At 67.3% G+C, this 26,432-nt stretch carries 27 protein-coding genes; 8 read left to right on the forward strand and 19 right to left on the reverse strand.

Annotation, left to right across the window (positions count from 1 at the left end):
• Positions 1-138 precede the first annotated feature (138 nt).
• Positions 139-588 carry a hypothetical protein gene (locus KBY67_RS00650; RefSeq protein WP_255107514.1) on the reverse strand — a complete coding sequence of 150 codons (450 nt, stop codon included), beginning with the start codon at positions 586-588 and terminating at the stop codon, positions 139-141.
• A gap of 282 nt (positions 589-870) precedes the next feature.
• The gene (gene acnB / locus KBY67_RS00655; protein ID WP_255107516.1) at positions 871-3,501 is read right to left on the reverse strand and encodes a bifunctional aconitate hydratase 2/2-methylisocitrate dehydratase; all 2,631 of its coding nucleotides are present in this window, start codon (positions 3,499-3,501) and stop codon (positions 871-873) included.
• Between the two features lie 130 nt (positions 3,502-3,631).
• On the opposite strand from acnB, the gene KBY67_RS00660 reads away from it, so the two are divergent.
• Positions 3,632-4,705 carry a 3-deoxy-7-phosphoheptulonate synthase gene (locus tag KBY67_RS00660; protein ID WP_255107519.1) on the forward strand — a complete coding sequence of 358 codons (1,074 nt, stop codon included), beginning with the start codon at positions 3,632-3,634 and terminating at the stop codon, positions 4,703-4,705.
• 169 nt (positions 4,706-4,874) lie between these two features.
• Positions 4,875-5,189, forward strand: a complete 315-nt coding sequence (locus KBY67_RS00665; protein WP_315855531.1) for a hypothetical protein — start codon at positions 4,875-4,877, stop codon at positions 5,187-5,189.
• On the opposite strand, the gene KBY67_RS00670 is transcribed toward KBY67_RS00665, so the two are convergent.
• The 8 genes from KBY67_RS00670 to KBY67_RS00705 all read right to left on the reverse strand — a co-directional run bounded on the left by KBY67_RS00670 (position 5,179) and on the right by KBY67_RS00705 (position 15,333).
• Positions 5,179-5,823, reverse strand: a complete 645-nt coding sequence (locus KBY67_RS00670; RefSeq protein ID WP_255107621.1) for a diacylglycerol/polyprenol kinase family protein — start codon at positions 5,821-5,823, stop codon at positions 5,179-5,181. The two genes, KBY67_RS00665 and KBY67_RS00670, sit on opposite strands and share 11 nt — an antisense overlap.
• A 79-nt stretch (positions 5,824-5,902) precedes the next feature.
• Positions 5,903-6,883 carry a sigma-70 family RNA polymerase sigma factor gene (locus tag KBY67_RS00675; protein ID WP_255107522.1) on the reverse strand — a complete coding sequence of 327 codons (981 nt, stop codon included), beginning with the start codon at positions 6,881-6,883 and terminating at the stop codon, positions 5,903-5,905.
• Between the two features lie 183 nt (positions 6,884-7,066).
• Entirely contained in the window at positions 7,067-9,202 is a 2,136-nt protein-coding gene (ppk1, locus tag KBY67_RS00680; protein WP_255107523.1) for a polyphosphate kinase 1, read from the reverse strand.
• Positions 9,203-9,243: 41 nt separating this feature from the next.
• On the reverse strand, positions 9,244-10,500 hold the full coding sequence (locus tag KBY67_RS00685; protein WP_255107624.1) for an MFS transporter: 1,257 nt from the start codon (positions 10,498-10,500) through the stop codon (positions 9,244-9,246).
• 272 nt (positions 10,501-10,772) lie between these two features.
• Entirely contained in the window at positions 10,773-11,870 is a 1,098-nt protein-coding gene (locus tag KBY67_RS00690) for a methyltransferase domain-containing protein (RefSeq protein ID WP_255107524.1), read from the reverse strand.
• A 25-nt stretch (positions 11,871-11,895) separates the two neighbouring features.
• The gene (locus KBY67_RS00695) at positions 11,896-14,073 is read right to left on the reverse strand and encodes an FAD-dependent oxidoreductase (RefSeq protein ID WP_255107525.1); all 2,178 of its coding nucleotides are present in this window, start codon (positions 14,071-14,073) and stop codon (positions 11,896-11,898) included.
• Complete coding sequence (gene arsS, locus KBY67_RS00700; RefSeq protein ID WP_255107526.1) at positions 14,070-15,080, reverse strand: arsenosugar biosynthesis radical SAM (seleno)protein ArsS; 1,011 nt, start codon at positions 15,078-15,080, stop codon at positions 14,070-14,072. The genes KBY67_RS00695 and arsS overlap by 4 nt, the downstream gene beginning before the upstream one ends.
• 22 nt (positions 15,081-15,102) lie before the next feature.
• Positions 15,103-15,333 (reverse strand): hypothetical protein, encoded by a 231-nt coding sequence (locus tag KBY67_RS00705; protein ID WP_255107527.1) that lies wholly within the window; start codon positions 15,331-15,333, stop codon positions 15,103-15,105.
• On the opposite strand from KBY67_RS00705, the gene KBY67_RS00710 reads away from it, so the two are divergent.
• From KBY67_RS00710 to glp, 3 genes are read left to right on the forward strand one after another with little or no spacing between them, the layout of a single operon-like run.
• Positions 15,332-15,742: a DM13 domain-containing protein gene (locus KBY67_RS00710; RefSeq protein ID WP_255107529.1), complete on the forward strand. Its 411-nt coding sequence runs from the start codon at positions 15,332-15,334 to the stop codon at positions 15,740-15,742. The two genes, KBY67_RS00705 and KBY67_RS00710, sit on opposite strands and share 2 nt — an antisense overlap.
• A 24-nt stretch (positions 15,743-15,766) precedes the next feature.
• The gene (moaC, locus tag KBY67_RS00715) at positions 15,767-16,270 is read left to right on the forward strand and encodes a cyclic pyranopterin monophosphate synthase MoaC (protein WP_255107531.1); all 504 of its coding nucleotides are present in this window, start codon (positions 15,767-15,769) and stop codon (positions 16,268-16,270) included.
• A gap of 13 nt (positions 16,271-16,283) precedes the next feature.
• The gene (gene glp, locus KBY67_RS00720) at positions 16,284-17,537 is read left to right on the forward strand and encodes a gephyrin-like molybdotransferase Glp (RefSeq protein ID WP_255107533.1); all 1,254 of its coding nucleotides are present in this window, start codon (positions 16,284-16,286) and stop codon (positions 17,535-17,537) included.
• Positions 17,538-17,579: 42 nt separating this feature from the next.
• Here glp and KBY67_RS00725 read toward each other — a convergent pair whose 3' ends face one another.
• From KBY67_RS00725 to cutA, 4 genes are read right to left on the reverse strand one after another with little or no spacing between them, the layout of a single operon-like run.
• Complete coding sequence (locus tag KBY67_RS00725; RefSeq protein WP_255107535.1) at positions 17,580-18,047, reverse strand: molybdenum cofactor biosynthesis protein MoaE; 468 nt, start codon at positions 18,045-18,047, stop codon at positions 17,580-17,582.
• A gap of 4 nt (positions 18,048-18,051) precedes the next feature.
• On the reverse strand, positions 18,052-18,282 hold the full coding sequence (locus tag KBY67_RS00730) for a MoaD/ThiS family protein (protein ID WP_399213623.1): 231 nt from the start codon (positions 18,280-18,282) through the stop codon (positions 18,052-18,054).
• A 5-nt stretch (positions 18,283-18,287) separates the two neighbouring features.
• Complete coding sequence (locus tag KBY67_RS00735) at positions 18,288-19,271, reverse strand: class I SAM-dependent methyltransferase (RefSeq protein ID WP_255107538.1); 984 nt, start codon at positions 19,269-19,271, stop codon at positions 18,288-18,290.
• A 46-nt stretch (positions 19,272-19,317) separates the two neighbouring features.
• Positions 19,318-19,653 carry a divalent-cation tolerance protein CutA gene (cutA, locus tag KBY67_RS00740; RefSeq protein WP_255107540.1) on the reverse strand — a complete coding sequence of 112 codons (336 nt, stop codon included), beginning with the start codon at positions 19,651-19,653 and terminating at the stop codon, positions 19,318-19,320.
• Positions 19,654-19,821: 168 nt separating this feature from the next.
• Between cutA and KBY67_RS00745 the strand changes: the two genes are divergently transcribed.
• A complete protein-coding gene (locus KBY67_RS00745) occupies positions 19,822-20,277 on the forward strand; it encodes a hypothetical protein (protein WP_255107542.1) in 456 nt (151 codons plus the stop codon).
• Entirely contained in the window at positions 20,261-20,758 is a 498-nt protein-coding gene (locus KBY67_RS00750) for a hypothetical protein (RefSeq protein WP_255107544.1), read from the forward strand. The genes KBY67_RS00745 and KBY67_RS00750 overlap by 17 nt, the downstream gene beginning before the upstream one ends.
• A 177-nt stretch (positions 20,759-20,935) precedes the next feature.
• On the opposite strand, the gene glnT is transcribed toward KBY67_RS00750, so the two are convergent.
• From glnT to KBY67_RS00765, 3 genes are read right to left on the reverse strand one after another with little or no spacing between them, the layout of a single operon-like run.
• Positions 20,936-22,183 (reverse strand): type III glutamate--ammonia ligase, encoded by a 1,248-nt coding sequence (gene glnT / locus KBY67_RS00755; protein ID WP_255107546.1) that lies wholly within the window; start codon positions 22,181-22,183, stop codon positions 20,936-20,938.
• Between the two features lie 4 nt (positions 22,184-22,187).
• Positions 22,188-23,231 carry an alpha/beta fold hydrolase gene (locus KBY67_RS00760; protein ID WP_255107548.1) on the reverse strand — a complete coding sequence of 348 codons (1,044 nt, stop codon included), beginning with the start codon at positions 23,229-23,231 and terminating at the stop codon, positions 22,188-22,190.
• The gene (locus KBY67_RS00765) at positions 23,228-24,196 is read right to left on the reverse strand and encodes a fatty acid desaturase (RefSeq protein WP_255107551.1); all 969 of its coding nucleotides are present in this window, start codon (positions 24,194-24,196) and stop codon (positions 23,228-23,230) included. Before KBY67_RS00765 ends, KBY67_RS00760 begins: the two co-directional genes overlap by 4 nt.
• A 953-nt stretch (positions 24,197-25,149) precedes the next feature.
• Here KBY67_RS00765 and KBY67_RS00770 point away from each other — a divergent pair.
• The gene (locus KBY67_RS00770) at positions 25,150-25,635 is read left to right on the forward strand and encodes a nuclear transport factor 2 family protein (RefSeq protein ID WP_261350436.1); all 486 of its coding nucleotides are present in this window, start codon (positions 25,150-25,152) and stop codon (positions 25,633-25,635) included.
• A 15-nt stretch (positions 25,636-25,650) separates the two neighbouring features.
• Here KBY67_RS00770 and cynS read toward each other — a convergent pair whose 3' ends face one another.
• Positions 25,651-26,097 carry a cyanase gene (cynS, locus tag KBY67_RS00775; protein ID WP_255107629.1) on the reverse strand — a complete coding sequence of 149 codons (447 nt, stop codon included), beginning with the start codon at positions 26,095-26,097 and terminating at the stop codon, positions 25,651-25,653.
• Between the two features lie 121 nt (positions 26,098-26,218).
• Positions 26,219-26,416: a hypothetical protein gene (locus KBY67_RS00780; RefSeq protein ID WP_255107553.1), complete on the reverse strand. Its 198-nt coding sequence runs from the start codon at positions 26,414-26,416 to the stop codon at positions 26,219-26,221.
• Between the last annotated feature and the right edge of the window lie 16 nt (positions 26,417-26,432).

The raw sequence follows: 26,432 nt of genomic DNA on the forward strand, positions 1-26,432 counted from the left end.
GCCTGGCCGGTTCGAACAGCAGGGTTTCCTGGTCCAGGGAAAGGCCATTGGCGCAGTGACCCCAGGCTGTCACCCCCAGGGACTGGCCGTTGCTCCTGCCGGCGCCCCGCTGATGGTGGAGCCCTGGAGATCGCTCGGCTAGTTGGGCTTGAGACCCTTCAGCAGGCCCATCAGCCCGGTGATGGCCCCACTGCCGCTCTCGGCGGTGGGGGGTGTGGCGCCTCCGAAGGTGCTGATCACCTGCTGGGCGGCGGCCTCGATCGCGGGCCACTTGTCGCCGGCCAGGGGCTGGATCAGCGGCCCCACCTTCTTGAAGATCCCCTCGAATCCGCCCATGGTGGCCACGGCTGCCTGGAGGTCGCCGGCCTTGATCTGGCTCTCGCCCTTGTTGAGGATGTCCATCAGCGGAGCCAGTGCCGGGGTCACGGCCGTTCTGGCAGCATCACCGGCCGCCTGCTTGGTCGCCTCTCCCATGCCCTCCCCAGCCTGCTTCATGCCCTCCTTGGCGCCCTGGCAGCTGGTGAGCAGGAGCGAGGCCAGGATCACCGCGCTCCAAGCGGAGCGGGTCCAGAGGCGTGTGGCGTTCATGGCAGAGGGGCAAACGATCCTCAAGGTATGCAGCGAAAGCAGCAGCATCTGAAGACGCGACATTTTGTAATCTGAACTACAAGAATGCCGGTTCAGGCCTTGCGCGCCTCCGCACCCTGCCGAGGTGAAACTCGCGTTCCTGCGCCGGAGCCCAGCAGGAACGCGAGGATCATCAGGGTGTTGTTCTGCCCCTCCTGAAGGGTGGAGGCCGAGGCGTCGGCATAGCGGTCGGCACCGGGGCCAATCCAGCCAACAGCGCGGGCATCGCTGCGCGGCTCAGGTTCAGACCTCCGCCAGCACCCTGGCCTCCTCTTCGCTGCTCACCACGCGCCCCTGGTCTTCGAAGCCCTCGATCTGATCGAAGTTGAGGTAGCGGTAGAGCTGATCGCAGAGGGGATCGATCTTGGCCGCGGCGATCTCCAGATACTCGGCCGGGGTGGGGATGTGGCCCAGCAGGGCGCAGACCGCCGCCAGCTCGGCGCTGCCCAGGTACACCTGGGCACCATTGCCCAGGCGGTTGTTGAAGTTGCGGGTGCTGGTGGAGAACACCGTGGTGTTGTCGTCGACCCGGGCCTGGTTGCCCATGCAGAGTGAGCAGCCGGGCAGCTCCATGCGGGCGCCGGCGGCCTCGAACTTGCTGGTGTACCCCTCGGCGCGCAGCACCTCGTCGTCCATGCGGGTGGGGGGACACACCCAGAGCTTGGCGGCGCTGGTGCCCGCCCCATCAAGGACGGTGGCGGCGGCACGGTAGTGGCCGATGTTGGTCATGCAGGAGCCGATGAACACCTCATCGATCCGCTCGCCGGCCACCTCGCTGAGCAGCTTGACGTTGTCGGGATCGTTGGGGCAGGCCAGCACGGGTTCGCTGAGCTCATCGAGGTTGATCTCGATGATTTCGGCGTACTCGGCGTCGGCATCGGCGGCCAGCAGCTGGGGATCGGCCAGCCAGGCCTCCATGGCCTGAATACGTCGGGCCATGGTGCGCTCATCGTGATAGCCGCGGGCGATCATGTTCTTGAGCAGCGCCACATTGCTGCGCAGGTATTCGGCCACGGTGGCTTCCGAGAGCTTGATCGTGCAGCCGGCGCAAGAGCGCTCGGCGGTAGCGTCCGTTAACTCAAAAGCCTGCTCCAGCTTGAGATCGGCCAGCCCCTCGATCTCCATGATCCGGCCGGAGAACACGTTGACCTTGCCCGCCTTCGCCACGGTCAGCAGGCCCTTCTGAATCGCCACCCAGGGAATGGCGTTGACCACGTCACGCAGGGTGACGCCAGGCTGAAGCGAGCCGGTGAAGCGCACCAGCACCGATTCGGGCATGTCGAGGGGCATGGCGCCGATGGCGGCGGCGAAGGCCACCAGGCCCGAGCCGGCCGGGAAGGAGATGCCGAGGGGAAAGCGGGTGTGGCTGTCGCCGCCGGTGCCCACGGTGTCGGGCAGGAGCATGCGGTTCAGCCAGCTGTGGATGATGCCGTCGCCGGGACGAAGGGCCACCCCGCCTCTGGAGCTGATGAAATCGGGCAGCTCGGCGTGGGTTTTCAGATCCACCGGCTTGGGGTAGGCGGCGGTGTGGCAGAAGCTCTGCAGCACCAGATCAGCGGAGAAGCCGAGGCAGGCCAGCTCCTTCATCTCATCGCGGGTCATCGGCCCGGTGGTGTCCTGGGAGCCCACGGTGGTCATCAGCGGCTCGCAGCTGGTGCCGGGGCGCACGCCCGCCAGGCCGCAGGCCTGGCCCACCATCTTCTGGGCCAGGGTGAAGCCCTTGCCGGTGTCGGCCGGGGCGGCGGGGCGGATGAACAACTCCGAGGGCGGCAGGCCCAGCTGGGTGCGCACCTTGTCGGTGAGGGAGCGGCCGATCAGCAGGGGGATGCGGCCGCCGGCGCGCACCTCATCAGCGATCGTGCTGGGCTTGAGCTCGAAGCTGGCCACCACCGCGCCGGCGTTCGATTCACCTGCGGCCCGCTCGATCGTGCCGGCCAGGGGCCGGATCGTGATCACATCGCCCGAGTTCAGAGCCGAGACATCGCACTCGATCGGCAGGGCGCCGGAATCTTCGGCGGTGTTGAAGAAGATCGGGGCGATCTTGCCCCCCAGGATCACCCCGCCGCCGCGTTTGTTCGGTACATGGGGGATGTCGGTACCGGTGTGCCAGAGCACCGAGTTGATCGCTGATTTGCGCGAGCTGCCGGTGCCCACCACGTCGCCCACGTAGGCCACCGGATGGCCCTTGGCCTTGAGCTGCTCGATCAGCTCCAGGCCGCCCGGCATCCGGGTCTCCAGCATCGCCATGGCGTGCAGGGGAATGTCGGGGCGGGTGGTGGCGTGGGTGGCGGGGGAGAGGTCGTCGGTGTTGGTTTCGCCCTCCACCTTGAACACCGTGACGGTGATTTCAGCCGGCAGCGCCCGTTTGGCGGTGAACCAGTCGGCCGCGGCCCAGGAGTCGACCACCTGCTGGGCCCAGGGGTTGCTGGCCGCCAGCTCCAGCACGTCGTGGAAGGAGTCGTAGACCAGAAGGGTGCGGCTGAGGCCGCTGGCCGCCTCGGCGGCGATGGTGGCATCGGCGTGGCCGAGCAGGCTGATCAGAGCGCCGACGTTGTAGCCACCGATCATGGTGGCCAGCAGCCGGGTGGCCTCGATCGGGCTCAGCAGCGGGCTCGCGCGCAGCCCCTGGGCGATGGCGCTCAACCAGCTGGCCTTGACGTAAGCGGCCTCATCCACCCCGGGCGGGATGCGTTCACTGAGCAGATCGAGCAGGAAGGCCTCCTCGCCGGCGGGAGGCTGCTCCAGCAGCTGGGTGAGGGCCTGAACGTCGGCGGCGGTCAGCGGCAGGGGCGGCACCCCCAGGGCCGCGCGCTCCGCCTCCGCCTGGCGGTAGCTGACCAGCAGGTCGGTGACACTCTCTGAAGAAGAGGGCATGGCGAAACGACGGAGTTGATCCCATTGTTTCTGGCCGAGGGCCCCTCCTCGGTCACGGTGGATGCCAAAGATGCCGTGATGGGAGTCTCTAGGGTGTGGGATTGGCCCACGGTTCACACCCGCTCCCGGCATGCTCACCACCTCCGACCTCCACATCGTGGAGACACGGCCGCTGGTGGCACCGGCGGTTCTGCATCGCGAACTGCCCCTGAGCCAGACAGCGGCCCGCACCGTGCTCGATGCCCGCGAGCGCATCAAGGCGATCCTGCACGGTCAGGATTCGCGCCTGCTGGTGATCGTCGGCCCCTGTTCGGTGCATGACGTCAAGGCCGCCCGGGCCTACGCCGAGGCGATCGCCGAGGTGCGTGAGCGGCACCGCGACCAGCTGGAGGTGGTGATGCGGGTGTACTTCGAGAAGCCCCGCACCACCGTGGGCTGGAAAGGTCTGATCAATGACCCCCACCTCGATGGCAGCTACGACATCAACACCGGGCTGCGCCTGGCGCGGGGCCTGCTGATGCACCTGGCCGAGATGGGCCTGCCCGCCGCCACCGAGCTGCTCGATCCTGTGGTGCCCCAGTACATCGCCGATCTGATCGGCTGGACTGCGATCGGGGCGCGCACCACCGAAAGCCAGACCCACCGCGAAATGGCCTCGGGTCTGTCGATGCCGATCGGTTTCAAGAACGGCACCGACGGCAGCGCCGTCACGGCCATCCATGCCATGCAGGCCGCCTCCAAGCCCCACCATTTCCTGGGCATCAGCCAGCTGGGCCATGCCGCGATCGTCTCCACCACCGGCAACCCCGATGGCCATCTGGTGCTGCGCGGCGGTAAGGGAGGCACCAATTACCACTCGGAGGCCATCGAGCAGGCGGCCCTTGCGCTGCAGAAGCAGGGTCTGCCGGCGAGGCTGATGGTCGACTGCAGTCACGGCAACTCCAACAAGGACTACCGTCGCCAGGGAGAGGTGCTCGCCGAGGTGGCCGCCCAGCTGCGTGGGGGTTCCCGCCATGTGATGGGCGTGATGATCGAAAGCCACCTGGTGGCCGGCAATCAGTCGATCCCCGCCGATCTCAGCGAGCTCGCCTACGGCCAGAGCATCACTGATGCCTGCATCGACCTGGAGACCACCCGCACGGTGCTGGACGGCCTGGCCGAAGCCGTGGCCGGCGCCCAGGCCAGCCAGCTGGCGCCGGTCTGACTGGGTTAGTTCTGGCACTCCCAGAGTGAGACTGCCAGAATCATGCGTTGCAACAGGATGTTCCTGTTGAACAGTTGTTTCTGGCTGGAGCACTAAGTTGCCCTTCCATGAGGCATCCGCCGATGCATCGGGAGGCTATTTGATGTCGTATCTCCTGCAATTCTGTGGCTTGAGCGAGCCGCTTCAGCTGTTCTATCTTGAGCAGAGTGGCGCGGCCAATGAATCCACAGGGCCGGTCTTCGCCGGCTTTCGGCCCTTTCAGCTGGATGATCTGCTCGGCTGGGCTCTGGGTTCTGCCCGGCAACGGGGCTGGGATGCCGAGGGCATCCAGACCACGGTGCTGCAGGTCTGGATGGAGCGGGCCGAAGTGATCCGCCAGTGGCAGCTGCGCCTCAAGGCCGAGCCCAGCGATCGCCTGGTGGTGGCCGGTCTTGGCACCTCCCTCGACTGGCAGCACCGCTGCGAGGGGATGCTCAGGGCCTGAGCGCCAGCCAGCTCCAGAGCAGCCCCGTGACCACAGGCACCGTGAGGTTGTCGAGGCCCAGCACGGCCAGCTGCTCCAGCAGGGTGGCCACCAGGCTGATCAGCAGCAGGGCGCCAGGGCCGGGCCCTGCGCCCTGCTGCTGACGCAGCAGAAGCAGCACCAGCAGCGCCGTGCCGGCCATGGCTGTGGTGCCCATCACCGATTTGCGCTGGCCCAGGATCTGCCAGCTCGGTGAGGGGATCAGCGGTCCCAGCAGCCCGGCGAAGCCATCTCCCAGGGCCATCACCAGCACCCCAGCCGCCACGGCCTGGGGCTGGGCCGGCCAGAACAGCGCCAGCAGCAGGGTGATCGCGGCGCCGTAGGCCACCGTTCCATAGCTGTGGCGACCGACGTCCTCGATGGCCGGCAGCAGGCGATAGCGGTGGTTCAGGGCCGCCAGCAGGGTGACCACAGCGGCCGCCGGCAGGGCAATCCAGCGATCGATCCCGGTGGCCCAAGCGATCAGCACCACAGGTCCGGTGCCGATGTGCAGCAGCTTGCGGCTCCACTCGGGCTGATCAGGCCAGCGCCGCCTCGCCCCCAGCGCCAGGCCCAGCACAGCTCCCAGCCAGAGCAGCACCAACACCACTCCGATCACGGCCTGACACCCGACAGTCGGGGTCCAGGTTGGCAGTGGCCCGGGTTCAGGCGGCCCGGGTTAAGGCGTGCCAGGTTCAGGCGGCCTGCTGCAGGTTGCTCATCAGCCTCAGTTTCATAATCGCCTTGGCCTCCAGCTGGCGCACCCGTTCACGCGAAACATTGATCTTGCGGCCGATCTCAGCGAGGGTGAGGGGTTCTTTGCCCTCCAGGCCGAAGCGCAGGCGCAGGATCTCCTGTTCGCGCTCGTTGAGCTGGGAGAGCCAGGCGCTGAGGTGCTCCTTCTGGATCGAGCGGTCCATGTGATCCATGGACTCGTTGCTGGCTGGATCGGCGATCAGCTCACCGAGGGTGCTGCGATCCTCTTCGCCCCTGGCATGGGCATCGAGGGAGGCGCAGGGGGCGCTCTGGGAAATCAGATCCTCCAGATCCTTGATGTCCATGCCCATGGCATGGGAGAGCTCCAGCCGGTTGGGCTGACGGCCGAAACGGTGCGAGAGCTCCCGGGTGATGCGGCGCATCTTCGAGAGTTTTTCACTTACATGAATGGGCAGGCGAATCGTGCGCGCGCTGTTATCGATGGCCCGGGTCATGCCCTGACGAATCCACCAGTAGGCATAGGTGGAGAACTTGTAGCCCATGGCGGGATCGAACTTATCGACGGCCCGCTCCAGCCCGATCGCCCCTTCCTGGACGAGATCCAGCAGCTCCAATCCCTGATTCTGATATTTCTTGGCGACGCTCACCACCAGCCGCAGGTTGGCGGCCATCATGCGGTCGCGGGCACGGCCGCCCATGCGGATCTGATGACGCTGGCGGGGGGTGAGGGAAGCGTCCGGAAGTTCAAGCAGACATTTCATCGCCTGAACGTGGTGAGCCAACTCAATTTCTTCCGCTGCCGTGAGCAGAGGAACACGGCCGATGTTGCTGAGGTACCAGCCGATCGAATCAGCGCTGAGCCGGCCGCCTCCGGTTTTGGGCTGGGCCGCCCGTGCCGAGGTTTTCGCTTTCTTGGGAGCGAGACCTGTGGCAGGGGTGGATTGCAGCGTTGTCCCCATCACCCCAGCCTACGGATGTGTTGTGGGCGGAATGTAGCAGGGTCGGGAGGTTGGCTGCTGTATGAATCCGAAAATACCCTAAAGGAGCAGGACAATTTTTCTTCATTGAGTTATCCATGATGCCAATTCTGCAACTGGTGTAGCGATGATTACATCAGGTGTCAGGTTCGGGGCCTGGATCGATCAGGCCGGGGCCGCCAGACCCGTGCGCCATTGCTTGATCAGATCCAGCTGGGCGCAGCGGGGTTCGCCGCTGGGCTGGCGCTGGATGAAGCTGCCGTCGCTCTGCATGTCCCAGGCGGCGCAGTCGTCGTTCTGATAGGTGTCCAGCAGGCGCTCCAGCTGGCCCCGCAGCTGCGGATTCTTGATCGGTGTCACCGCTTCGACGCGGCGATCCAGGTTGCGGGGCATCCAATCGGCACTGCCGATGTACATCTCCGCCTCGCCGGCATTGGCGAACCAGAACATGCGCGAGTGCTCGAGAAAGCGGCCGATGATGCTGATCACCTGGATCGTTTCGCTCACGCCGGGCACCCCGGGCCTCAGGCAGCACATGCCGCGGATCACCAGCTCGATCACCACCCCTGCCTGGGAGGCTTCGTAGAGCAGGGCGATGATGGCTGGATCCACTAGGGCATTCATCTTGGCGCGGATGTGTCCGCCCTTGCCCTCGCGGGCATGGCTGATTTCACGCTCGATCAGGGCCTCCATTCCCTTGCGCAGGGTGACGGGAGCCACCAACAAGCTACGGAAGCTCTGCTGCTTCGAGAAGCCGGTGAGGTAGTTGAACAGCTCCACCAGATCCTGACCCAGTTCCGGCTGGGCCGAGAGCAGGCCGATGTCGGTGTAGAGGCTGGAGGTCTTGGAGTTGTAGTTGCCGGTGCCGATGTGCACATAGCTGCGCAGGCGCTCTTTTTCCTTGCGCACCACCAGCATGATCTTGGTGTGGGTCTTGAGGCCCAGCACGCCATAGACCACGTGAACGCCGGAGTGCTCTAGCTGGCGCGCCCACTGGATGTTGTTGTCCTCGTCGAAGCGGGCCTTGAGTTCCACCAGCGCCATTACCTGCTTGCCGTTCTCGGCGGCGCGGATCAGCGCCGCGATGATCGGTGAATCCTTCGAGGTGCGGTAGAGGGTCATCTTGATGGCCAGCACCGAGGGGTCATCGGCGGCCTGACCGATGAACTCCTCCACCGAGGTGGAGAAGAGGTCGTAGGGGTGCTGGAGCAGCACATCGCTGCGCCGGATTGCCGCGAAGATGCTCTCGAACTCCTCCGCCTTGATCGAGCCATCCCCCAGGCGGCTCTTCTGCGCCCGGGCCAGGGCCGTGGGGGTACGGCCCTGGTGGGGTTTGTCCTTGAGCTGGGGCAGGGGAATCGCCAGCAGGCGCATCAGGTCGTCGAGCCCCAGCGGTCCATTGACCCGGTAGAGGTCGGCCGGATCCACGGCGGTGCCCTCCATCAGCAGGTCCACCACCTCATCGGGCATCTCATCGGCCACCTCGAGCCGCACCACCTCGCCGCCGCGGCGGCGTTTGCGCAGGCCCTCCTGCAGGGCCTCCATCAGGTCGTCGGCCTCCAGATCACGCAGCTCCAGGTCGGCGTCGCGGGTGATGCGGAAGAAGTAATGCCCCTCGATCGTCATGCCCGGGAAGAGCAGCTGCAGGTTGAAGGCCACCACCTGCTCCAGGGGAACCACTGTGTAGACGGGGGAGGGCTCACGGCTGCAGAGCTCGGTGGGAATTTCCACGAAGCGCGGCAGGGTCTTGGTGGGCACCTTCACCCGGGCGAACTGCTGCTGCTTGGTGTCGGGATCGCGGATCAGTGCCGCCACGTTCAAGCTGAGGTTGCTCATGAACGGGAAGGGATGGGCCGGGTCCACCGCCAGGGGTGTGAGCACCGGGAAGATGGCGGTCTGGAAGTAGGTGTTGACCCAGGTCTTCTGCTGCTTGTTCAGCCGCTGGTAGTCGATCAGCTGAACGCCCTGCTCGAACAGCTCCTGTTTGAGGTGATGGCGATAATGGGCCTGCTGCTGTTCCAGCAGCGGCCGCAGTTTCTGCTGGATAGCCTCCAGCTGCTGCCTGGGGGTGAGGCCGTCGTCGCTGAGGGTGGAGAGGCCGGCCTCCAGCTGCGACTTCAGGGACGCCACCCTGACCATAAAGAATTCATCGAGGTTGTTGCTGAAGATGGCGCTGAATTTCGCCTGCTCCAGCAATGGCGTGGCGGGATCGAGGGCCTGGGCCAGCACGCGGCTGTTGAACGCGATCCAGCTCAGCTCACGGTTGATGTAGAGCTCAGGAGCCACAACGGGTTCATTCATCGCGGGATCTACGGCTGAGGCTCTTGGGGTGAAGGTAGCAATCAAGAGGCGGGGGGCACTGTCGCGGGCTTGCTTGCCGAAAGGTTGTTCAGGGGTCCACCCCCTGCCACCAGCAGGGCCACCACCACGAACAGGGTGATGCCGGTCCAGAAGGGACTGGTCTTGCCCACCAGGTCATAGGCCAGACCCGCCAGCGGCGGGCCGATGAAGCTGCCCAGGCTCTGCAGGCCCTGCAGGCTGCCCAGGGCTGCCCCCTGGCCGCTGTCATCTAGCCGGCGCGACACCTGGCTGCGCAGGCAGGGGGTGACCAGCCCGGTGCCGCAGGCCAGCAGCGCCAATGCCGTGAACACCACCGGGATGGCGCTGGCCGGTGTGGCCAGGGGAATCAGCAGGCAGCCCGCTACCACCAGCCCCAGACCGGCCAGGCTGAGGCGCCCTTCGCCGAAGCGCTTCACCAGCGGTCCGATCAGGCCGCCCTGCACCACCGTGGCCACCACGCCCACCACCAGGAAGGCCATGGCCGCCAGCTCTGGCCCCCAGCCGAACACCTGCTTGAAATAGAGCACCAGCACGGCGGTGAAGCCGTTGAAGCCAAGGAAGAACAGAAAGAAGGCGAGGCTGAGCCGGCGCACGCGGGGATTGCGAAACACCCTGCCGAGCTGGGTGAGAGGGTTGAGTTCCCGCTTGCGCGGCAGCGCCAGGCGGGCAGCCGGGGGGTGGGTTTCCGGCAGCACCGTGAGCACCAGCACCAGATTCACGGCCGCCACCGCCACGGCCAGTAGCAATGGCAGGGTCACATTCACCCCCGCCAGCAGCCCCCCCAGGGCCGGCCCGAGGATGAAACCGAGCCCGAAGGCCACGCCGATCAGCCCGAAGGCCTTGGCCCGCTTCTCCGGCGGACTGATGTCGGCCAGCACGGCGCCGGCGGTGGCGGCGGTGCCTCCGCTCACCCCATCGATCAGCCGGGCGCCGAACAGCAGCGGCAGGGGCCAGGCGCTGCCCGCCGGCCAGGGCAGGGCCAGGGTGAGGGCAAAGCCGCCCAGGCCGAGCACGGAGCCGGCAACGCAGCCGGCGATCACCGGTTTGCGCCCGAAGCGGTCGCTGAGGGCTCCGATCAGGGGGGTGAACAGGAACTGGGCCAGGGCGTAGCTGCCCGCCAGCAGGCCCAATGTGCGCCCGTCGCTGGTGAAACTCGCCAGCAGAAAGGGCAGCAGGGGAAAGACGATGCTTTCCCCGAGGCGGTCGTTCAGCAGCGTCAGGAAGATGCAGAACCGCGTGGAAGGGCGCGACCAGCCCATGGAGGCGACCCGCAACAGTGCCGTTACCTTCCCATGGGCGGCCGCACGATCCGATCGCCCCAGCCGCCCAGACCAGCCGCCGCCATCGCCGCGGTGATCCAGGAGCTGCGCGCTCAGGATCAGGTGCGCCGCTGGCCTTCATCGGCGATTACGTCAGCCCTGAGGACCGCGCTTACCTGGCCTAGGGCCGCTATGCCCTGGGCACCCTCGACTACGACTGGTCGCTCAACCGCCAGTGAGGGCGGCAATGGTCAGCAACAGGACTCAAGCCCTCAACAACAAGAGGCGGAGCCTGCCGCTGTTGGCTTGACGCTGGTGTCACCGCCGGGGACTCCGGGTGTGAAGGGCATCACGCTGCCACAGCCGGGAAAGAGGCCGAAGTGGGCGCTGGAGTCAGCGCTGATGAAGTTGAAATGGGGCGCCAGCCGGCTCTGGTGGAGCATCCGGAAGGTGTTGCCGCAGACGGGAAACACCCGGCCAGCTTCGAGGCTGTGGTGTTTGTCGAAGTCGAGGCGGTGGGGGTGGCCGGGGATCGTGCCCCGGTAGATCACGGCCTGGCCGTGGTCCTCGCAGGCATCTTCGAGGTCGTCGATCTGGAACAACCGGTAGGTGGCGGAGAAGAAGCACAGCTCACCGGTGCGCTCGGCCAGCTCCGGATCGGTGATCTCCAGCGGGTGGTCGTTCACCAGGCGCGGATCGGCGAAGCCCGCCTGGCGGGCCAGACGCAGGAAATCGTTCCAGTAGAGGGCGCCACTGAGGCATTCGCCGTAGAGCACCGGGTCGGCCTGCAGGGCCTGGGGCACCCGCCGGTCGGCGTAGACATCGGCGAAGAAGAACTCACCGCCGGGTTTGAGCAATCGCCGCACCCCGCGCAACACAGCCAGCTTGTCGGTGGAGAGGTTCACCACGCAGTTGGAGATCACTACATCGAAGCTGCCGGGCTCCAGCTCGAGCTGTTCCAGGTGCTCGATGTAGCCCTCCAGAAAGTGCACGTTGTCGTAGCCGAAGGCCTCGGCGTGGAAGGCGCGGTGGGCTTCGGCCACCGCCAGCTGCTCAGCCGTCATGTCGACCCCCACCACCGTGCCGCCCGGCCCCACCAATTGAGCGAGCAGGTAGGCGTCACGGCCGCTGCCGCAGCCCAGATCCAGCACCCGCGCGCCCTCCAGCAGCGGAGGGCAGACCAGACCGCAGCCGTAGTAGCGGGAGAGCACCTCGGGATGGAGGCGGCTGAGCAGGGGCTTGAGGGCGCTGGGCACCGCGCTGGCATCGCAGCAGGCGCTGGTGCGCAGATCGGCGCTGCTGGTCAGGGTGCTGCCGTAATAGGTCTGCACGGCCTCGCGGACGCCTGTGCTCGGTGGTGAAGCGGTCATCGCGAAAGGGACGATGGGGAAGGGGTTAATGGCCCCGGCGCCAGCTGTGGAAGCGTTGGAGCAGGGCCAGGGTGCGCTGGGGGGCGTGGGCCCGTTTCCAGGCACCGGCGGCGTACTTGTTCGCTTCCGAGAGGGTGGGGTAGGCGTGGATGGTGGAGAGGATCTTGCCAAGGCCCAGGCGCCAGCGCATGGCCAGCACGAACTCCGCCAGCAGTTCACCGGCCTGCTCAGCCACGATCGTCACCCCCAGGATCCTGTCGCTGCCCGGGGGCGTGAGCACCTTCACAAAGCCTGTTTCGGCGCTTTCCACGATGGCCCGATCCAGCTCCTGCATCGGGAAGCGGGTCACCTCCACCGCTACCCCCTGGCGGGCGGCTTCGCCTTCGTTCAGCCCCACACCCGCCACCTCCGGATCGGTGAAGGTGGTGCGCGGGATCACCCGTCCGTCGACGCGAAACCGGCGGAAGGGCCCGAACAGGGCATTGACGGCGGCGTACCAGGCCTGGTGGGCGGCGGTGTGGGTGAACTGCCAGGGGCCGGCCACATCACCGGCGGCATAGATGTTGGGGAAGAGCGTCTGCAGTGAGGCGTTGGTGTCGATGGTGCGGCCGCAGGGGATGCCCAGCTCCTCGAGGCCATAGCCCTGCAGCCGCGCCCGCCGGCCGATGGCGCAGAGCACCTGATCACAGAGCAGCTCGCCGGCTTCTGGGGGTTCGGGCCCGCCGCTGCTGATCAGCACCGACTTCTCTTTCCCTCGCGGTTCAAAGCCCAGCACGGAGCAATGGGTGAGCACCCGCACGCCATCGGCTTCGAGGGCCCGCTGCACCACGGCGGCCGCGTCGGGGTCTTCGCGGCTGAGCAGCTGCGGGCCCCGCTGTAGCAGGGTGACCCGTGCGCCCAGGCGGGCCAGGGCCTGGGAGAGTTCACAACCGATCGGACCGCCGCCCATCACCACGATCCGCGGTGAGGTCAGGGGACAATCCCGCAGGGCCTGCCACAGCGTTTCACTGGTGAGCAGGCCCACCGCCTCGGCCCCCGGCAGATCCGGCAGCACCGGACTGGCGCCGGTGGCCAGCACGATCGCCGGCGCCGTCAGCCGGTGCTCCTGGCCGTCGCTGCCGCTGATGGCCACGGTCCAGGGGTCGATCAGGCGGCCGTGGCCGCGCAGCACCTCCACTCCCAGCCCCTCGTAGCGCTCGACGCTGTCGTGGGGCGCCACCGCTGCCACCTTGGCGAACACCCGCTCCAGCACCAGCGGTAGCGACACACTGGGCTCGTGCGGTTCGAGGCCATAGCGATCGGCCTGGCGCATGCGCGCCGCCGCCCGGGCCGTGGCGATCAGGGCTTTGCTGGGGACGCAGCCGGTGTTGAGGCAGTCGCCGCCCATGCGCTCGGCTTCGATCAGGGTCACCTTCGCCTTCACGGCTGCGGCGATGTAGGAGGTGACCAGGCCCGCCGCGCCGGCGCCGATGACGATCAGGTTGCGATCGAAGCGGGCCGGTTTTCTCCAGGGGGCATACAGCCGCCAGAGCTTCCAGCGCTCCAGGCCCAGGCGCGCGATCCAGGGGAAGGTCCCCAGCAGCGCCAGCGACAGGAGCAGCGGCGGCGTGAGGATGCCCTCGAGGCTGCGCAGCTGCGCCAGCTGCGTGCCGGCGTTCACGTACACGAGGGTGCCGGGCAGCATGCCGATCTGGCTGGTGAGATAAAAGGAGAGCGTGCGGATCGGGGTCAGCCCCATCACCACGTTCACCAGAAAGAAGGGAAACACGGGCACCAGCCGCAGGCTGAGCAGGTAGAGCACCCCATCGCGGCGCAACCCCGCCTCGATGGGGGCCAGGCGGGCCGCGAAGCGCTTCAGGATCGGCTCCCGCAGCAGGGTGCGCGCCAGCAGGAAGGCGATGGTGGCGCCAGCGCTGGAGGCGAACGACACCAGCAGGGTTCCGAGCCCCAGCCCGAAGAGGGCTCCGCCGGCGAGGGTCATCACCGCCGCGCCGGGCAGGGAGAGGCCGGTGACGAGCACATAGGCCAGGCCGTAGAGGGCGGCGGCGCTGGCGGGTGCTCGCTGGCGCCAGGCCAGCAGGCTGGTCTGGGCGTCGCGCAGGGCCTCAAGGCTCAGCTTCTGGGGCAGATCCAGCAGAAAGAACAGGGCCACCAGGGCCGCCACCGCCAGCAGCAGCAGCCAGCGCTGCCGAGTGCCGCTCACGCGGCCAGGGCTCCGCCGCAGCTGGAGCCGCTGCCGGCGGTGCAGCCGAAGCAGTGGTCCGCCACCTGGATTGGGTCGCCGGCGGGGTTGCGCCGCAGCAGATCACGCAGGTGGGAGCGGCCGACGTTGCCTTCAGCATTGGCGGTTGGATCACCGCTGGCGGGCAGCCCCAGCTGCTGGTTGAAATCACAGTCGTAGAGGAATCCCTGCCAGTCGACGCTGATCAGCTGGCGGCACATCACCTGGGCCAGATTCTCGTTGCGGTGGCTGCGGCGCAGCAGCTGCAGGTAGCCCTCCAGCTCCCCCTGGGCGCTCAGCACTGCCGCGAAGCGCTGCACCGGCATGTTGGCCAGCGCATAGAGCCGGTTGAAGACCACGCCGTGATCGGCCCAGAGCACCCGCCGGTAGTCGGCCTCCAGCGGCCCCTGCTCCGGCGGCAGCGCCGCGCCCTGGGGGTTGTACACCAGGTTCAGCTCCAGGCTCGAGCCCGGCTGGCCGTAGCCGAGGGCGTTGAGCTGGCGCAGGCCGCTGATGCTGCGCTGGAACACCCCGGAGCCCCGCTGGCGCTCCACGTTGTCCTGGAGATAGCAGGGCAGCGAGGCCACTACCGTGACCCCCTGGTCGGCGAGAAAGTCGGCCAGATCCTCCTGACCCGGCTCCTGCAGGATCGTCAGGTTGCAGCGATCGATCACCTCCACCCCGAGGGCGCGGGCTGCGCGCACCAGGGCCCGGAACTGGGGGTGCAGCTCCGGTGCCCCACCGGTGAGGTCGAGACAGCGCAGATCCCTGGCGGCCAGCACCTCGGGGATCAGCTCCACGCTGGCGGCCTCCATGCTCTCCGTGCGGGTGGGGCCGGCATTGACGTGACAGTGCACGCAGGCCTGGTTGCAGCGGTAGGTGAGGTTCACCTGCAGGGTGTCGAGGCGGCCCCGGCTGAGGGGCGGGAAGGCCTGGGCGGGCTGCAGGCGGCCGTGCTCTGGACTGCGGAGGCGGGGGGCAGTGGTCACGGAGCTGTGGTCACGGTGGGAATCAGATGGTGCTGGTGAGAACGCGGGGGCCGGTGGGCTGGGCCCCCAGGCCCCCCAGCGACTCGACGCTGACGCGGCTGGCGGCGCTGGTGGGGTAGGTGGGAATCGGCATGGCCACATGGCCCTGGCCGTCGGGCACGAAGGGAACACAGACCACCTCGCGGCCATTGACGCGGGCCCAGAGCCGGTAGGTGGTGTTGGGCGGCGGCGGCAGTCCGTCGAGCATCAGCATGTTGGCGGTCCAGGCCGCTGAGATGGGAGCCCACAGCGGCACCTTCCAGAAGGCTGAGGCTCCTGTGAGCGGCAGCTTCATGATCAAGAAGGAGGCGGGCAAGCAGAGGCTCGTGCTCAGCAGCGACTTCAAGACCAACGACATGGCACCGGACCTGAAGGTGATCTTCAGCCCCTCCGCCACACCCCTGACCGCCACCAAATCTCCTGGATACCCCCTCAAGCCAGGCAGCTACACCATCCTCTCGGCCCTGAAATCCAGCAAAGGTGCCCAGAGCTATGTGATTCCCGCTTCGATCGATCTGAGCAAGCAGAAGTCGGTGCTGATCTGGTGCAAGAAATTCAACGCCACCATGGCCTGGGCGCCCCTGCAGCACGACTCCATGGGCAGGGACTCGATGATGAAGTGATCCCGCCCAGCCATGATCGCCGGCATGGAATCAGTCCCAGGCCGGCTCAGCCACCTCAACGCCAGCGGTGAGGTGCACATGGTGGAGGTGGGCGACCGCCCCGCCAGTGACCGCCGCGCCGTGGCCGAGGGCTTCCTCAGCATGGAGGCGGCTGCGCTGGCCCTGGTGCTGGAGGGCCGCGCCCCCAAAGGCGATGTGCTGGCGGTGGCGCGGGTGGCGGCGATCCAGGGGGCCAAGCGCACCTGGGAGCTGATCCCCCTCTGCCACCCGATTGCGCTCACGGGCCTGGAGGTGCGCATCGAGCCCAGCGCCGATGGCCGCGGTCTGCGCCTTGAGGCGGCGGCGCGCACCACCGCGCCCACGGGGGTGGAGATGGAGGCGCTCACCGCCGTTCAGGTGGGCCTGCTCACCCTCTACGACATGCTCAAATCCGCCGATCCGGCCATGACCATCGGCCCTGTGCGGCTGCTGAGCAAGACGGGGGGACGCCACGGCGCCTGGAGCCGTCCTGTCGCCGTGTCCTCCTGAGCCGGAGCTTCCGATGAGCACTAGCGCTGCATCGCTCGAGCCCTATCCCCGCGAAGGCCTGCCCCTGGAGGAGGCCCGCCGCCAGGTGCTGGCCGCCCTCACGCCCCTGGCCGGACGTGAGGTGCTGCTGCTGGAGCAGGCCCTGGGCCGGGTGAGTGCCGAGCCGCTGCTGGCCAGCGAGGCTGTGCCGGGCTTTCGCGCCTCGATCATGGATGGCTATGCCCTGGCGGCGGCGAGTGTCCCGCAGGTGGGACACTCGTGGCCCCTGATGGGCCGCTCGGCTCCCGGCGCTCCCTACCCCAGGCCGCTGGCGGCCGGCGAGGCGATCCGCATCCTCACCGGTGCGCCGCTGCCGGAGGGGGCCACTCGGGTGCTGCCCCAGGAGCTGGTGGCTGTGGAGGGCGATCGCCTCAGCCTGGTGCGCGAGGCGGGGACGAACCCCTGGATCCGAGCCGCCGATGAGGAGGCCGCCGCCGGCCAGGAGCTGCTGGCGGCCGGCGTTCGCCTGGGTCCGGCGCTGCTGGGACGACTGGCCAGCTGCGGCGTGGCGGAGCTGGCCCTGCGGCCGCGGCCGCGGCTGGGGCTGTTGATCAGCGGCGATGAACTGGTGCCGGCGGGCAGGGTCCGCGCTCCGGGGCAGATCTGGGAGAGCAACGGCACTCTGCTGGTGGCGCTGTTGCAGCGGCTGGGGATGGTGGTGAGTGAGCGGCGGGTGGTGGGAGATCAGCCCGCCGCCCTGCGCTCGGCCCTGCTGGAGCTGGCGGCCAGCTGTGATCTGGTGGTGAGCACCGGCGGGGTGTCGGCGGGCGACAGTGACTGGATCCGGCCACTGCTGGCGGAGCTGGGATCGGTGGCCTTCTGGAAGCTGTTCCTCAAGCCCGGGAGGCCCTTCGCCTTCGGCGAGCTGCTGGGCACGCCGTTCTTCGGGCTGCCGGGCAATCCGGTGGCGGCGGCGATCACCGCCCTGCAGCTGTTGGTGCCGGCGCTGCAGCGGCTGGAGGGGGCGCCCGTGGAGCCATTGCCGCGCCTGAAGGTGCGCCTGGGCGCCGAGCTCAGGCGGGCTGCGGGCCGCCCCGAGCTGGCGCGCGCCCGGCTGCAGGTGGGGGGCGAAGGGGAGCTGCTGGCGCTGGTGGACGGCAGCCAGGCCTCCTCCCGCATCGGCTCTCTCCAGGGCGCCGACCTGCTGCTGGAGATCCCAGCTGAGCTGGGCACCCTGGCGGCAGGCACGGAGCTGTGGGCGCAGTTGCTGCGGCTGCCGATCTTCTGAGGGCCGCCGCTGGGCGCACTGGTCCTGGGGTTCAGCGGCTGTTCAGTAGGCGGTGTTGCCCTCCACCCAGCGGCCCACGCCGTTGCTCCATTCACGCTTCCAGAAGGGGGCGTCGTGCTTGAGGGCTTCGAGCAGCTCCTGGCCGCCGCGTTGGGCCGGACCGCGCCGATCCGCCGCCACCGCCACCAGCACGATCGCTTCCCCCGGCAGCACCCTCCCCACCCGGTGATCCACCCGCAGGGCCAGCAGGCCATGGCGGCGGCTGATGGTGGCGGCGATCCGCTCGATCTGGGCTTCGGTCATGCCGGGGTAGTGCTCCAGCTCCAGGGCCTCGAGCGCCGCGCCGCTGGCGCTGCGGCCGCGCACCCGGCCGATGAAATGAGCTTCCGCCGCCGGCGCTTCGCTGCCGGCGGCCGTGAGCTGTTGCTGCCATTCCGCCAGGGCGACCAGCGGCTCGAAGGCCTCGGGGTGGAGCCGAAGCACCAGGCCCGGTCGATGGGCTTCAGCCATCCGTTCAGCCGCCACTGATCGGGGGCAGAAAGGCCACTTCGTCTCCGGGCTGCAGCGGTTGATCGAGGGCGGCGAAGGCCTGGTTCACGGCCACCCGCACCTGCTGCGGGACGGTCTCCCCAAGACCCAGCTGGCGCCAGAGGCTGGCCGGGGTTGTGGGCCAAGACTGTGCGCTGATGGCGAGGCTGCGCTCCCCCCAGCCCGCCTGCTCGCGCAGGCCGGCGAACAGGCGCACGTGGATCACGCTCGGGTGGCCACCAGCACCCGGTGGCGGTGGTCGGAGGCCACGCGGCGGATGGCGGTGAAGCCTGCCTCGGCCAGGGCGGCCGGTAGATCCAGGCGGAAATAGTCTTCGAGATAGGGCTCTGTGGCCTTGAGCAGGGTGGCCAGGGCCGGCGGCATGGCGCGGATCACCGCCGCCTCGGGGTCCTGATCCACCAGGGCCAGCACCCCCCGGGGCCGCAGCAGCCGCGCCGCTTCCCTGAGCACGGCGCGGCTGGCGTCGCCCGGCAGTTCATGGCAGAGGAACTGGGCGGTGATCAGATCAAGGCTGGCCGCCGGCAGGCCGGTGGCTTCGGCGGCGCCGTGGTGCCAGGCGTCGACACGGCCGCCGGCATCGCGCACCCGCGCCACCGCCAGCATCTGCGGGGAGAGATCGAGGCCGCTCACGCGCGCGCCGCTGTGGCCGTGCTGCTCCAGCCAGTCGGCCAGGGCCAGGGTGCCCACCCCCACCGAGCAGCCGATGTCGAGCACGTCGCGCACCGGACCGCTGAGGCTGGGCTCGATCGCGGCGTAGATGCCGTCGCGCATGCGTTGCTGGGCGGCTTCGGGGCTGAGTTGCTTCTCCTCTTTCCACACCCGCAGCGCCACCGAATCGGTGGCCTGCTCCGCCTCACAGGCGGCCTCCCAGCAGAGATTGCCCTGGGCATAGGCGTGGAAGCGGGCCCGGTAATAGGGCGGGACGACCACGGCCGCCTCGGTGCTGCTGGCGAGCAATGGTTCCGCCTGCTGCCGCAGCTGCTCGCGGCGCTGGCGCCAGGGGATGCCCCGGCCCTCGGCCGTGCGGATCATCATCCGCCGGGCCTGCAGGAACAGCAGCTGCCGCACGGGCTCCACCGCCAGCACCCCAGCGATCAGCCGCCCCAGGGGCGTGCGCGCATCCACCCAGGGCGGCGGTGTCGACGCGCCGATCACCGGGCTGGAGTGGATGGCGCTGGTGTTCATCGCGGCGCTGGACTCAAGGCGAGGCCGCCATCCTGGCGCCCCCGGCTCAGGCCTTGGGCTGCGTCTGCTCGATCACCCAGCGCCGGTAGGCGGGATCAACGTCCGAAAGGGGCACGGCCAGGATCGCCGGGATCTCATAGGGATGGGCTTTCCGAATCAGCTCCATCAGCGCCTGCCGCCGCTGGCTGGTGGTCTTGAAGCTGATCCTGATCTCCGGCTCCTCCACCAGCTCCCCCTTCCAGAGGTAGACGCTCTCGATCGTCTCCAGCTGGGCGCAGGCCGCTAGCCCGGCCCTCACCACCTGCCGTGCCAGTCGCCTGGCGTCGCCGATGTTGGCCACCGTGGTGAGCACGGCCAGGAGGGTTTCCGCGGGGGCTGTCATCGACTTCTCTGCAGTTCAGGCCCCGGCGGACCGGCCGCATCTCCCCTGCAGCCCTAATCTTGATTTTTGCGCCAGCGTCCCATGGCCACTGCAGGCCGTAGCCGCGAAGCAGGAGCCATCCCCAAGTCTGCCGATATCAGCAAGACAGGCGCTTCTCGCTTCCCGTTGGTGCACAAGCTGATCCATTTTGCGGATCTGCGCAATTTTTATAAGGACATGCGGGAGGCGCTCAAGGCCGCCAACCGCCGTGCCGGTGCCCAGCAGGGGCTGGTGACCAAAGCCCGCAAGAAGATCGAGGGGTTGCAGCAGCAGCTGGCTGCAGTTGAGCAGGAGCGGCTGGAGTTGCTGGCCTATCGCGAGCGGGCTGAGCAGGAAGCAGGTCAACTGGCCGAACTGCTGCCGCGCTTCAGGGGCCGGCTGCTCCAGGTGCAGCAGATCGAGCAGGCGCTCACCAATCTGGCCGATGTGAAGGAGGCCGTTGATCAACAGGATCGCCAGAGCGGCAGCCCCACCCGGCAATCGATGCAGGATCTCAAGCGCGCCGTGGAGAACCTGCTGGAGCGGGCCGATGCCGTCGATTTCTTCGAAGACGAACCCGAGAGCGGTCATGACCCGCAAAGCTGATCCCAGCACCTCGCGCACGCCGATCAGCGACGGCCTCGCTTCCGACTTGCAGGCCCTGGGATCCCTTCTCGGCAGCCATATGCGCGGCCTCGATGAGCATCTCGGCCGCCAGCACGAACGCTTATCCCTGCGTGAAGACCAGCTCATTGCAGAAAGCCGTGAACTGCTGCCTCCGGCTCCACTGGAACTGGACCACCTCAGCAAAGAACAACTCCAGGGCCTCTGCCGCCAGCACAAGCTCAAGGGCTGGTCGAAATTGCGGCGCGATCCTCTGCTCGCCTTTGTGGCTGCGGCGCTCGCCCAGGCTTCAGCCCACTCCTCCGGCTCCCCAACGCCGTTGGAAGCATCGTTGAGCCCGGCCGCCATCTCTCGAATCGAGCGGTTGCTGCTGCTGCTGCTCCAGCACCTGGCCGTCTCCCCAGAGCAGATCCAAGAGGCCTGGGACGCTCCACTTGACTCTCCAGTCGGCTGGACACCTTAGGGTCAGGTCATCGCCCAGCCGCCGCTGATGACTGCCCCACCCGCCACCGCAGACGTCACTTCTGTGATCTTGGCGATGGCACTGCACGGCTCTCCACCACGTCTCCGGGCCAGGAGTATGTGATCGACATCTCGCGAGTGCCACAGGTGTGGCCCTGGGCGCTGAGCAAGCTGCCCTTCAGCCGTGCTGGCGCCTGAGGCTCTCGTAGGCCTGGCAGAAGGGTTCCCCCAGGGCGTCGCGCAGCACCGTGTCGGCGGCGAAGGCGGCCAGGGCCGCGTCGAGGCTGGCGGGCAGGGAGGCCGCGGTGCCGGGAGCCGGCGGGTCGGTGTAGAGGTTGGCGTCGTTGCGGGGGCCGGGGTCGAGCTGGCGCTCGAGGCCGTCGAGGCCGGCGGCCAGCACCGCCGCCGGCAGCAGATAGGGGTTGGCGGCGCTGTCGGCGAGGCGCAGCTCCAGGCGCTGGTCGTCGGGGATGCGCACCATGTGGCTGCGGTTGTTGCCGCCGTAGCTGATCCAGCCCGGTGACCAGGTGGCGCCGGAGTTGGTGGTCTGGCCGCCGAGGCGGGCGTAGCTCTCGGCGGTGGGATTGGTGAGGGCGCAGAGGGCCGGGGCATGGGCCAGCAGACCACCGAGGAAGTGATAGGCCAGCGGCGAGAGGCCCAGCGCGCCGCGGGGCTCGTGGAAGAGGTTGCGGCCCGAGGCGTCCCAGAGGGAATGGTGCAGGTGGGCGCCACTGCCGGTGAGCTGGGGGAAGGGCTTGGGCCCGAAACTCACCCGCCAGCCCAGCGGTTCCGCCATCGACTGGGCCATCACCCGGAAGAGGGCGTGGCGGTCAGCGGTCACCAGAGCGTCGGCGAAGGTCCAGTTGATCTCGAACTGGCCGTTGGCATCCTCGTGATCGGCCTGATACGGCCCCCAGCCCAGCTCCTCCATCGCTTCGAGCAGGCCGCCGATCAGCTCGAACTGGCGCATCAAGGCCAGCTGGTCGTAGCAGGGTTTCACCTGGGTGTCGCGGCCATCGGCGATCGCCGCGCCGCCGGGTTGCAGCAGGAAGAACTCGGCTTCCACCCCCGTGCGGAAGCTGTAGCCCAGCTGCGCTACCCGCTCCAGCTGGCGGCGCAGCACCCAGCGCGGCGACTGCTCCAATGGCCGGCCCTTCACCCGCAGATCGGTGGCCAGCCAGGCCACGGACCGCTGCCAGGGCAATACCGCCAGGCTGGCGGGATCGGGGATGCCGAGCACATCGGGATCGGCCGGGGTCATCGCCAGCCAGGCGGCGAAACCGGCGAAGCCGGCGCCATCGCGGGCCAGCTGATCGGCGGCACTGGCGGGCACCAGTTTGGCCCGCTGCACCCCGAACAGATCGGAGAAGGAGAAGAGGAAGTGGCGGATGCCGTGGTCGGCGGCGTAGCGGGCCAGGTCGGTCATGGGCTCAATCGTGGCAAAGGTGCTCCAGGGCGGCACGGATCAAGGCCTGCTCCCGCGGCGCCTCGCGGGGATTGCCGGCCCGGTGCCCCAGCACCGACTCCAGCCGCTCGAAGTGGGCGCCGGGGATGCAGGCGGCTTCCGCGGCGCAGTCGTCCGGGGGGAAATAGAGGTCGTGGGAGCCGGCGATCACGGTGGTGCGGGCCGTGATCCGCCCCAGGGCGGCGGCCAGCTCCAAGGGGGTGCCATCCCCCTGGGCGGCCCCGACGGCGGCGCCGAGATCGTTGGCCAGCCAGGTGTCGAGCATGGCCAGCAGATCGCGGGGATCATGGCGGCGGTAGGCCGGCAACCAGCTGCGCTCCACGTAGTCGTCCACGCTGGTGTAGCCCAGAGCCTCGTGCAGACCCTGCCGGTAGTAGGCCTGGCTGGCGGCCCAGCTGGCGTAGATCAGGGCGAAGCTGCGCAGCCCCTGTTCGGGTGTGGCCCTGAAGTGTTCTCCATCCCAGGCGGGATCACTGGTGAGGGACTGGCGCAGGCTGAGCAGGAACAGGCGGTTGTGGGGTTTGGTGCGGGCCGTGCCGCAGAGGCAGCAGATCCGCTCCACCCGCTGCGGCTCCAGGGCCGCCCAGTGGTAGGCCTGCTGCGCCCCCATCGACCAGCCGTAGATCAGGGCGAGGTGCTCCACCCTGAACACCTCCTGGATCAGACGTTTCTGGGCAGCCACGTTGTCGGCGTGATGGATCACCCAGCCCTGCTCGGCCACGCCCATCACCGCGTTGCTGGGGCTGCTGGAGCGGCCGTTGCCGAACTGGCTCACCAGCAGCACGCACCATCGCTGGGGATCGAGAATCGGCCCCACCACCCAGTCGATATCCTCGGGCCAGGCGCCGTAGGAGCTGGGGTAGAGCACCAGGTTGGAGCGCGCGGCGTTGATCTCACCGAACACCCGGTAGGCCAGACGGGCGTTGGCCAGTTCCTTGCCGCAGCTGAGCGGCAGGCGGCCCAGCTCAAACACGGCATCCCGGCCCTTGATCGCCGCGGCCACGCTCATGTGGCTGGTGCCGGCAGAGGGGATACCCCTGGCAGCTCCAGCCTTGAGGGATCGGCCAGGAAGGCCCGGTGCACCGCCAGGTAGCCCGGTTCGTTGTGCTCCAGCCGCGGGGCGATCCAGCCGTGGGCTGCCGGCAGGGCATGGAAGGGCAGCGAGGCCAGCAGGTGATGCTCGACGTGGAACGGCATGTTCCACATCAGCCAGCGCAGGGGCGCCAGGGTGTGGGTGGTGCGTGTGTTCCGCAGCACGTCGGCGCTGGTGCTGCAGCCGCCGTGCTCAGCCAGCAGCACGAAGCGCAGCAGGGGCTGGCCCAGGGCCAGCGGCAGCAGCCACTGCCAGAGCAGGAAGCCATTGGCGCCCGGCAGCGACAACAGCAGCACCAGCCCATAGACGCCGAACTGGAGTCGGATCGAGCGGCGCAGCGCCGGGGCGGCCTCGGCGGGGATGTAGGGGCGATCACCGAAGTTGCCACTCAGACCGGCGGCGTGGCCGCGCAGCTTGCCGATCCACCAGGGCAGCCCGCTCAACTCCAGCAGGTAGGCCCAGCGGCTGGTGGGCGGCGCATCCTCCAGCTCCGGGTCCAGGCCCGGCTGGTGGGTGTGGCGGTGGTGCCACTGGTGGTAGCGCCGGTAGAAATCGGCGTTGTAGAAGCTCAGCACCCCGGCCCACCAGGCCAGGCCGTCGTTGAGCCGGCGGCTGGCGAAGGCGGTGCGGTGGCCGCACTCGTGCATGGCGCAGAAGGCGAAGGCCAGGCCCCAGCCCAGCAGCAGCAGGGCCGGCAAGCGCAGCGCCCAGGGCAGGCGTTCATCCCCCCAGATCAGTCCGCTCACCAGGATCAGCGCCCCATGCCCGGCAGCCTGCCGCCAGCCGGCCGCATCGGAGCGAAGGTTGAGCTGGCGCAGGGTATCGGCGGGAATCAGCTCAGGGCTTGACGGTGTGGCCGCGGCTGGAACCTTTGGGGCCATGGCTGGGGAGTTCACCCTCGGCGCTGCTGGAAGCCTCCACTTAAGGGGAATCAGCCAAGGGTCGCGGCAGCGAATCCCACAGACCCGCAAGAAACAGGAATGCAACGCTCGGCCCTATCTGTTCTCCCATTCCCAGGGTTCGGCGTCAGGCCGTCACCCGGATCAATCCCGTGCCCGGGGCCAACGCGAAACACCCTGGTCGGTCACTGTCGGTGAGGATTCGGCTCAGCCACTCCACGTCACAGCCCAGTGCCCGACGTCGATCAGCTGCTGCGGATCAGCGCCCCATGAGCCATCGTGCTGGGCCACGCGCTCAGCAGCACCACGCGCCTGCTTGCTGTACGACAACATCTTCCGTGACAGTTGTTGCCGCAAGTGCTGGTGAGGACAGGAGTGGCTACTGTCACTGCCCCTGACAAGTCTTCAGGAGAGTCTTTCGCGAAGCGTGTTGTTTTCATGCAGAAGAACTGAGGCACTTATTTTGTGCTTTGCTGGTATCCTACTTCGATACTTTCTTGTCACTGACTTGGCACTGACTTGGAATAGTCGCGTTGCGCCGTGAAAGGGGTCTCAGCTTGTTTTTGACGGCTTCATGGATCGCAAAGTGATCGTCTGGGCTGATCAGATCTTTGTGACTATTGTCACATTCAAGCCGTTGAGTCAAGACTTGCTGCACCTTGTTGTCATGGCGGATCTCGGTTCCAGAAGCATGCATCAATACAGGGTTGAAGCCGAAATTGTGTCTATAGACAATGGAGATGGGGCTGGTCATTGACTAATAGTCTCGGCTCTTCGACGAGGTGGCTGCCCATCCAATACCTCGTAGAATGGAACGTCTTTGTATTGCCTCTCTGCGCCTTCCGGCAGAGAATGGCCTTCCGTCGGTAGCGCTTGATACGTAGTGAGGCAATGGATTCAGTTATGCAGATCGATGGATTAATAAAATTCCAATTTTGACCGAGATCACATCCCAGACCGCAAAACCTCCGCTGCCACCGTTCAATCAAGAAACGGCGATACAGAAAGCAAGAATGGCGGAGGATGCCTGGAATTCCAGGGATCCCCTCAGAGTATCGCAGGCCTACACGGAAGACAGCTACTGGCGTAATCGCTCAGAATTCATCACGGGCCGCCAAGAAATTGTGGCGTTCCTCAAGCGAAAGTGGGCCAAGGAGAATGGCTATCGGTTGATCAAGGAGGTATGGGCCTGGCACGACAACCGCATTGCGGTCCGTTTTCAGTACGAGTGGCATGATGAAAGCGGCCAGTGGTATCGGGCCTATGGCAACGAAAACTGGGAGTTCAGTGATCAGGGTCTGATGAGGCGGCGAGAGGCCAGCATCAACGATGTGCCGATTGCCGACGAGGACCGCAAATTCCTCTGGCCGCAGGGACCGAGGCCACAAGACCACCCTGGTCTCACAGAACTCGGCCTTTGATGGAAGCTGTTCGGGTCACCACTTCTTGTAAGCAAGGAACTTGCCGCACATGGTGACCTTGACTCGGTCGCCGGCTGGATGTTCCACTTTATCGACCTCCATGGTGAAGTCGATTGCACTCATGATGCCATCACCGAATTTCTCCTGGATGACATCTTTCAGCGGCAGACCATACACCTGCATGATTTCGTAGAAGCGATAGATGAGGGGATCGGTGGGGAGTTCAGGGTCGAGACACCCCTTCACCGGAGGTGTGGAGAGTTCGTTGGCCAGGCTGGGATCGAGATCCAGGGCTGCCAGAAGGATCTGTGCTTCCTCCGGCGAGGCCGTGGCCTGGCCGTAGAGCAGGCTCGCAATCCATACTTCATCGCGATTCAGAAGTGATTCCAGCTCGGTAAAGCTGATGCCTTTCCGGCGCTTGGCGTTGAGCAGGGTATGGCTGAGTGGGGTCAGTGGGCTCATGGCTTGATCGAAAAAGTGGGGGAGCGTTGAACGAGGAAGCGAGCTTCTGGCAGGCTTGGAAAAGCCGCAGCGGAATTTTTCCATATTACGGGGTCCTCCCATTCCGCTACCACTGCCTCCTTCACACCTGGAGCATCGCCGCCGCGATCGTTCCGATGCGGTTCCCCCAAGGCTCCCTCACCAATGGCGGAAATGGGCTTTTACTGAGGGCGCGCAGAATCGATTCACGGTGGTCCCACGTGGTGATCACCACCTGCTTATCCACCACGCCCTCCTTCCCTGATGCCTCAGTCCCCGTATTGCTGGCCGCCACCACCATGGCGACCCTTTCAGAT

Source organism: Synechococcus sp. RedBA-s, assembly GCF_024345495.1.
GTDB lineage: Bacteria > Cyanobacteriota > Cyanobacteriia > PCC-6307 > Cyanobiaceae > Regnicoccus_A.

Bases quoted from the DNA above. Each gene is read 5' to 3' on its own strand.
- glp (WP_255107533.1), top strand. From the start codon at position 16,284: ATGAGCACTAGCGCTGCATCGCTCGAGCCCTATCCCCGCGAAGGCCTG.
- cynS (WP_255107629.1), bottom strand. From the start codon at position 26,097: ATGAGCCCACTGACCCCACTCAGCCATACCCTGCTCAACGCCAAGCGC.
- KBY67_RS00780 (WP_255107553.1), bottom strand. From the start codon at position 26,416: ATGGTGGTGGCGGCCAGCAATACGGGGACTGAGGCATCAGGGAAGGAG.
- acnB (WP_255107516.1), bottom strand. From the start codon at position 3,501: ATGCCCTCTTCTTCAGAGAGTGTCACCGACCTGCTGGTCAGCTACCGC.
- KBY67_RS00705 (WP_255107527.1), bottom strand. From the start codon at position 15,333: ATGCTGATGCTCGACGGACTGCCGCCGCCGCCCAACACCACCTACCGG.
- glnT (WP_255107546.1), bottom strand. From the start codon at position 22,183: ATGACCGACCTGGCCCGCTACGCCGCCGACCACGGCATCCGCCACTTC.
- KBY67_RS00765 (WP_255107551.1), bottom strand. From the start codon at position 24,196: ATGGCCCCAAAGGTTCCAGCCGCGGCCACACCGTCAAGCCCTGAGCTG.
- KBY67_RS00725 (WP_255107535.1), bottom strand. From the start codon at position 18,047: ATGGCTGAAGCCCATCGACCGGGCCTGGTGCTTCGGCTCCACCCCGAG.
- KBY67_RS00690 (WP_255107524.1), bottom strand. From the start codon at position 11,870: ATGACCGCTTCACCACCGAGCACAGGCGTCCGCGAGGCCGTGCAGACC.
- KBY67_RS00675 (WP_255107522.1), bottom strand. From the start codon at position 6,883: ATGGGGACAACGCTGCAATCCACCCCTGCCACAGGTCTCGCTCCCAAG.
- KBY67_RS00650 (WP_255107514.1), bottom strand. From the start codon at position 588: ATGAACGCCACACGCCTCTGGACCCGCTCCGCTTGGAGCGCGGTGATC.
- KBY67_RS00685 (WP_255107624.1), bottom strand. From the start codon at position 10,500: ATGGGCTGGTCGCGCCCTTCCACGCGGTTCTGCATCTTCCTGACGCTG.
- KBY67_RS00660 (WP_255107519.1), top strand. From the start codon at position 3,632: ATGCTCACCACCTCCGACCTCCACATCGTGGAGACACGGCCGCTGGTG.
- KBY67_RS00735 (WP_255107538.1), bottom strand. From the start codon at position 19,271: ATGAACACCAGCGCCATCCACTCCAGCCCGGTGATCGGCGCGTCGACA.
- KBY67_RS00750 (WP_255107544.1), top strand. From the start codon at position 20,261: ATGACCCGCAAAGCTGATCCCAGCACCTCGCGCACGCCGATCAGCGAC.
- cutA (WP_255107540.1), bottom strand. From the start codon at position 19,653: ATGACAGCCCCCGCGGAAACCCTCCTGGCCGTGCTCACCACGGTGGCC.
- ppk1 (WP_255107523.1), bottom strand. From the start codon at position 9,202: ATGAATGAACCCGTTGTGGCTCCTGAGCTCTACATCAACCGTGAGCTG.
- moaC (WP_255107531.1), top strand. From the start codon at position 15,767: ATGGAATCAGTCCCAGGCCGGCTCAGCCACCTCAACGCCAGCGGTGAG.
- KBY67_RS00710 (WP_255107529.1), top strand. From the start codon at position 15,332: ATGTTGGCGGTCCAGGCCGCTGAGATGGGAGCCCACAGCGGCACCTTC.
- KBY67_RS00760 (WP_255107548.1), bottom strand. From the start codon at position 23,231: ATGAGCGTGGCCGCGGCGATCAAGGGCCGGGATGCCGTGTTTGAGCTG.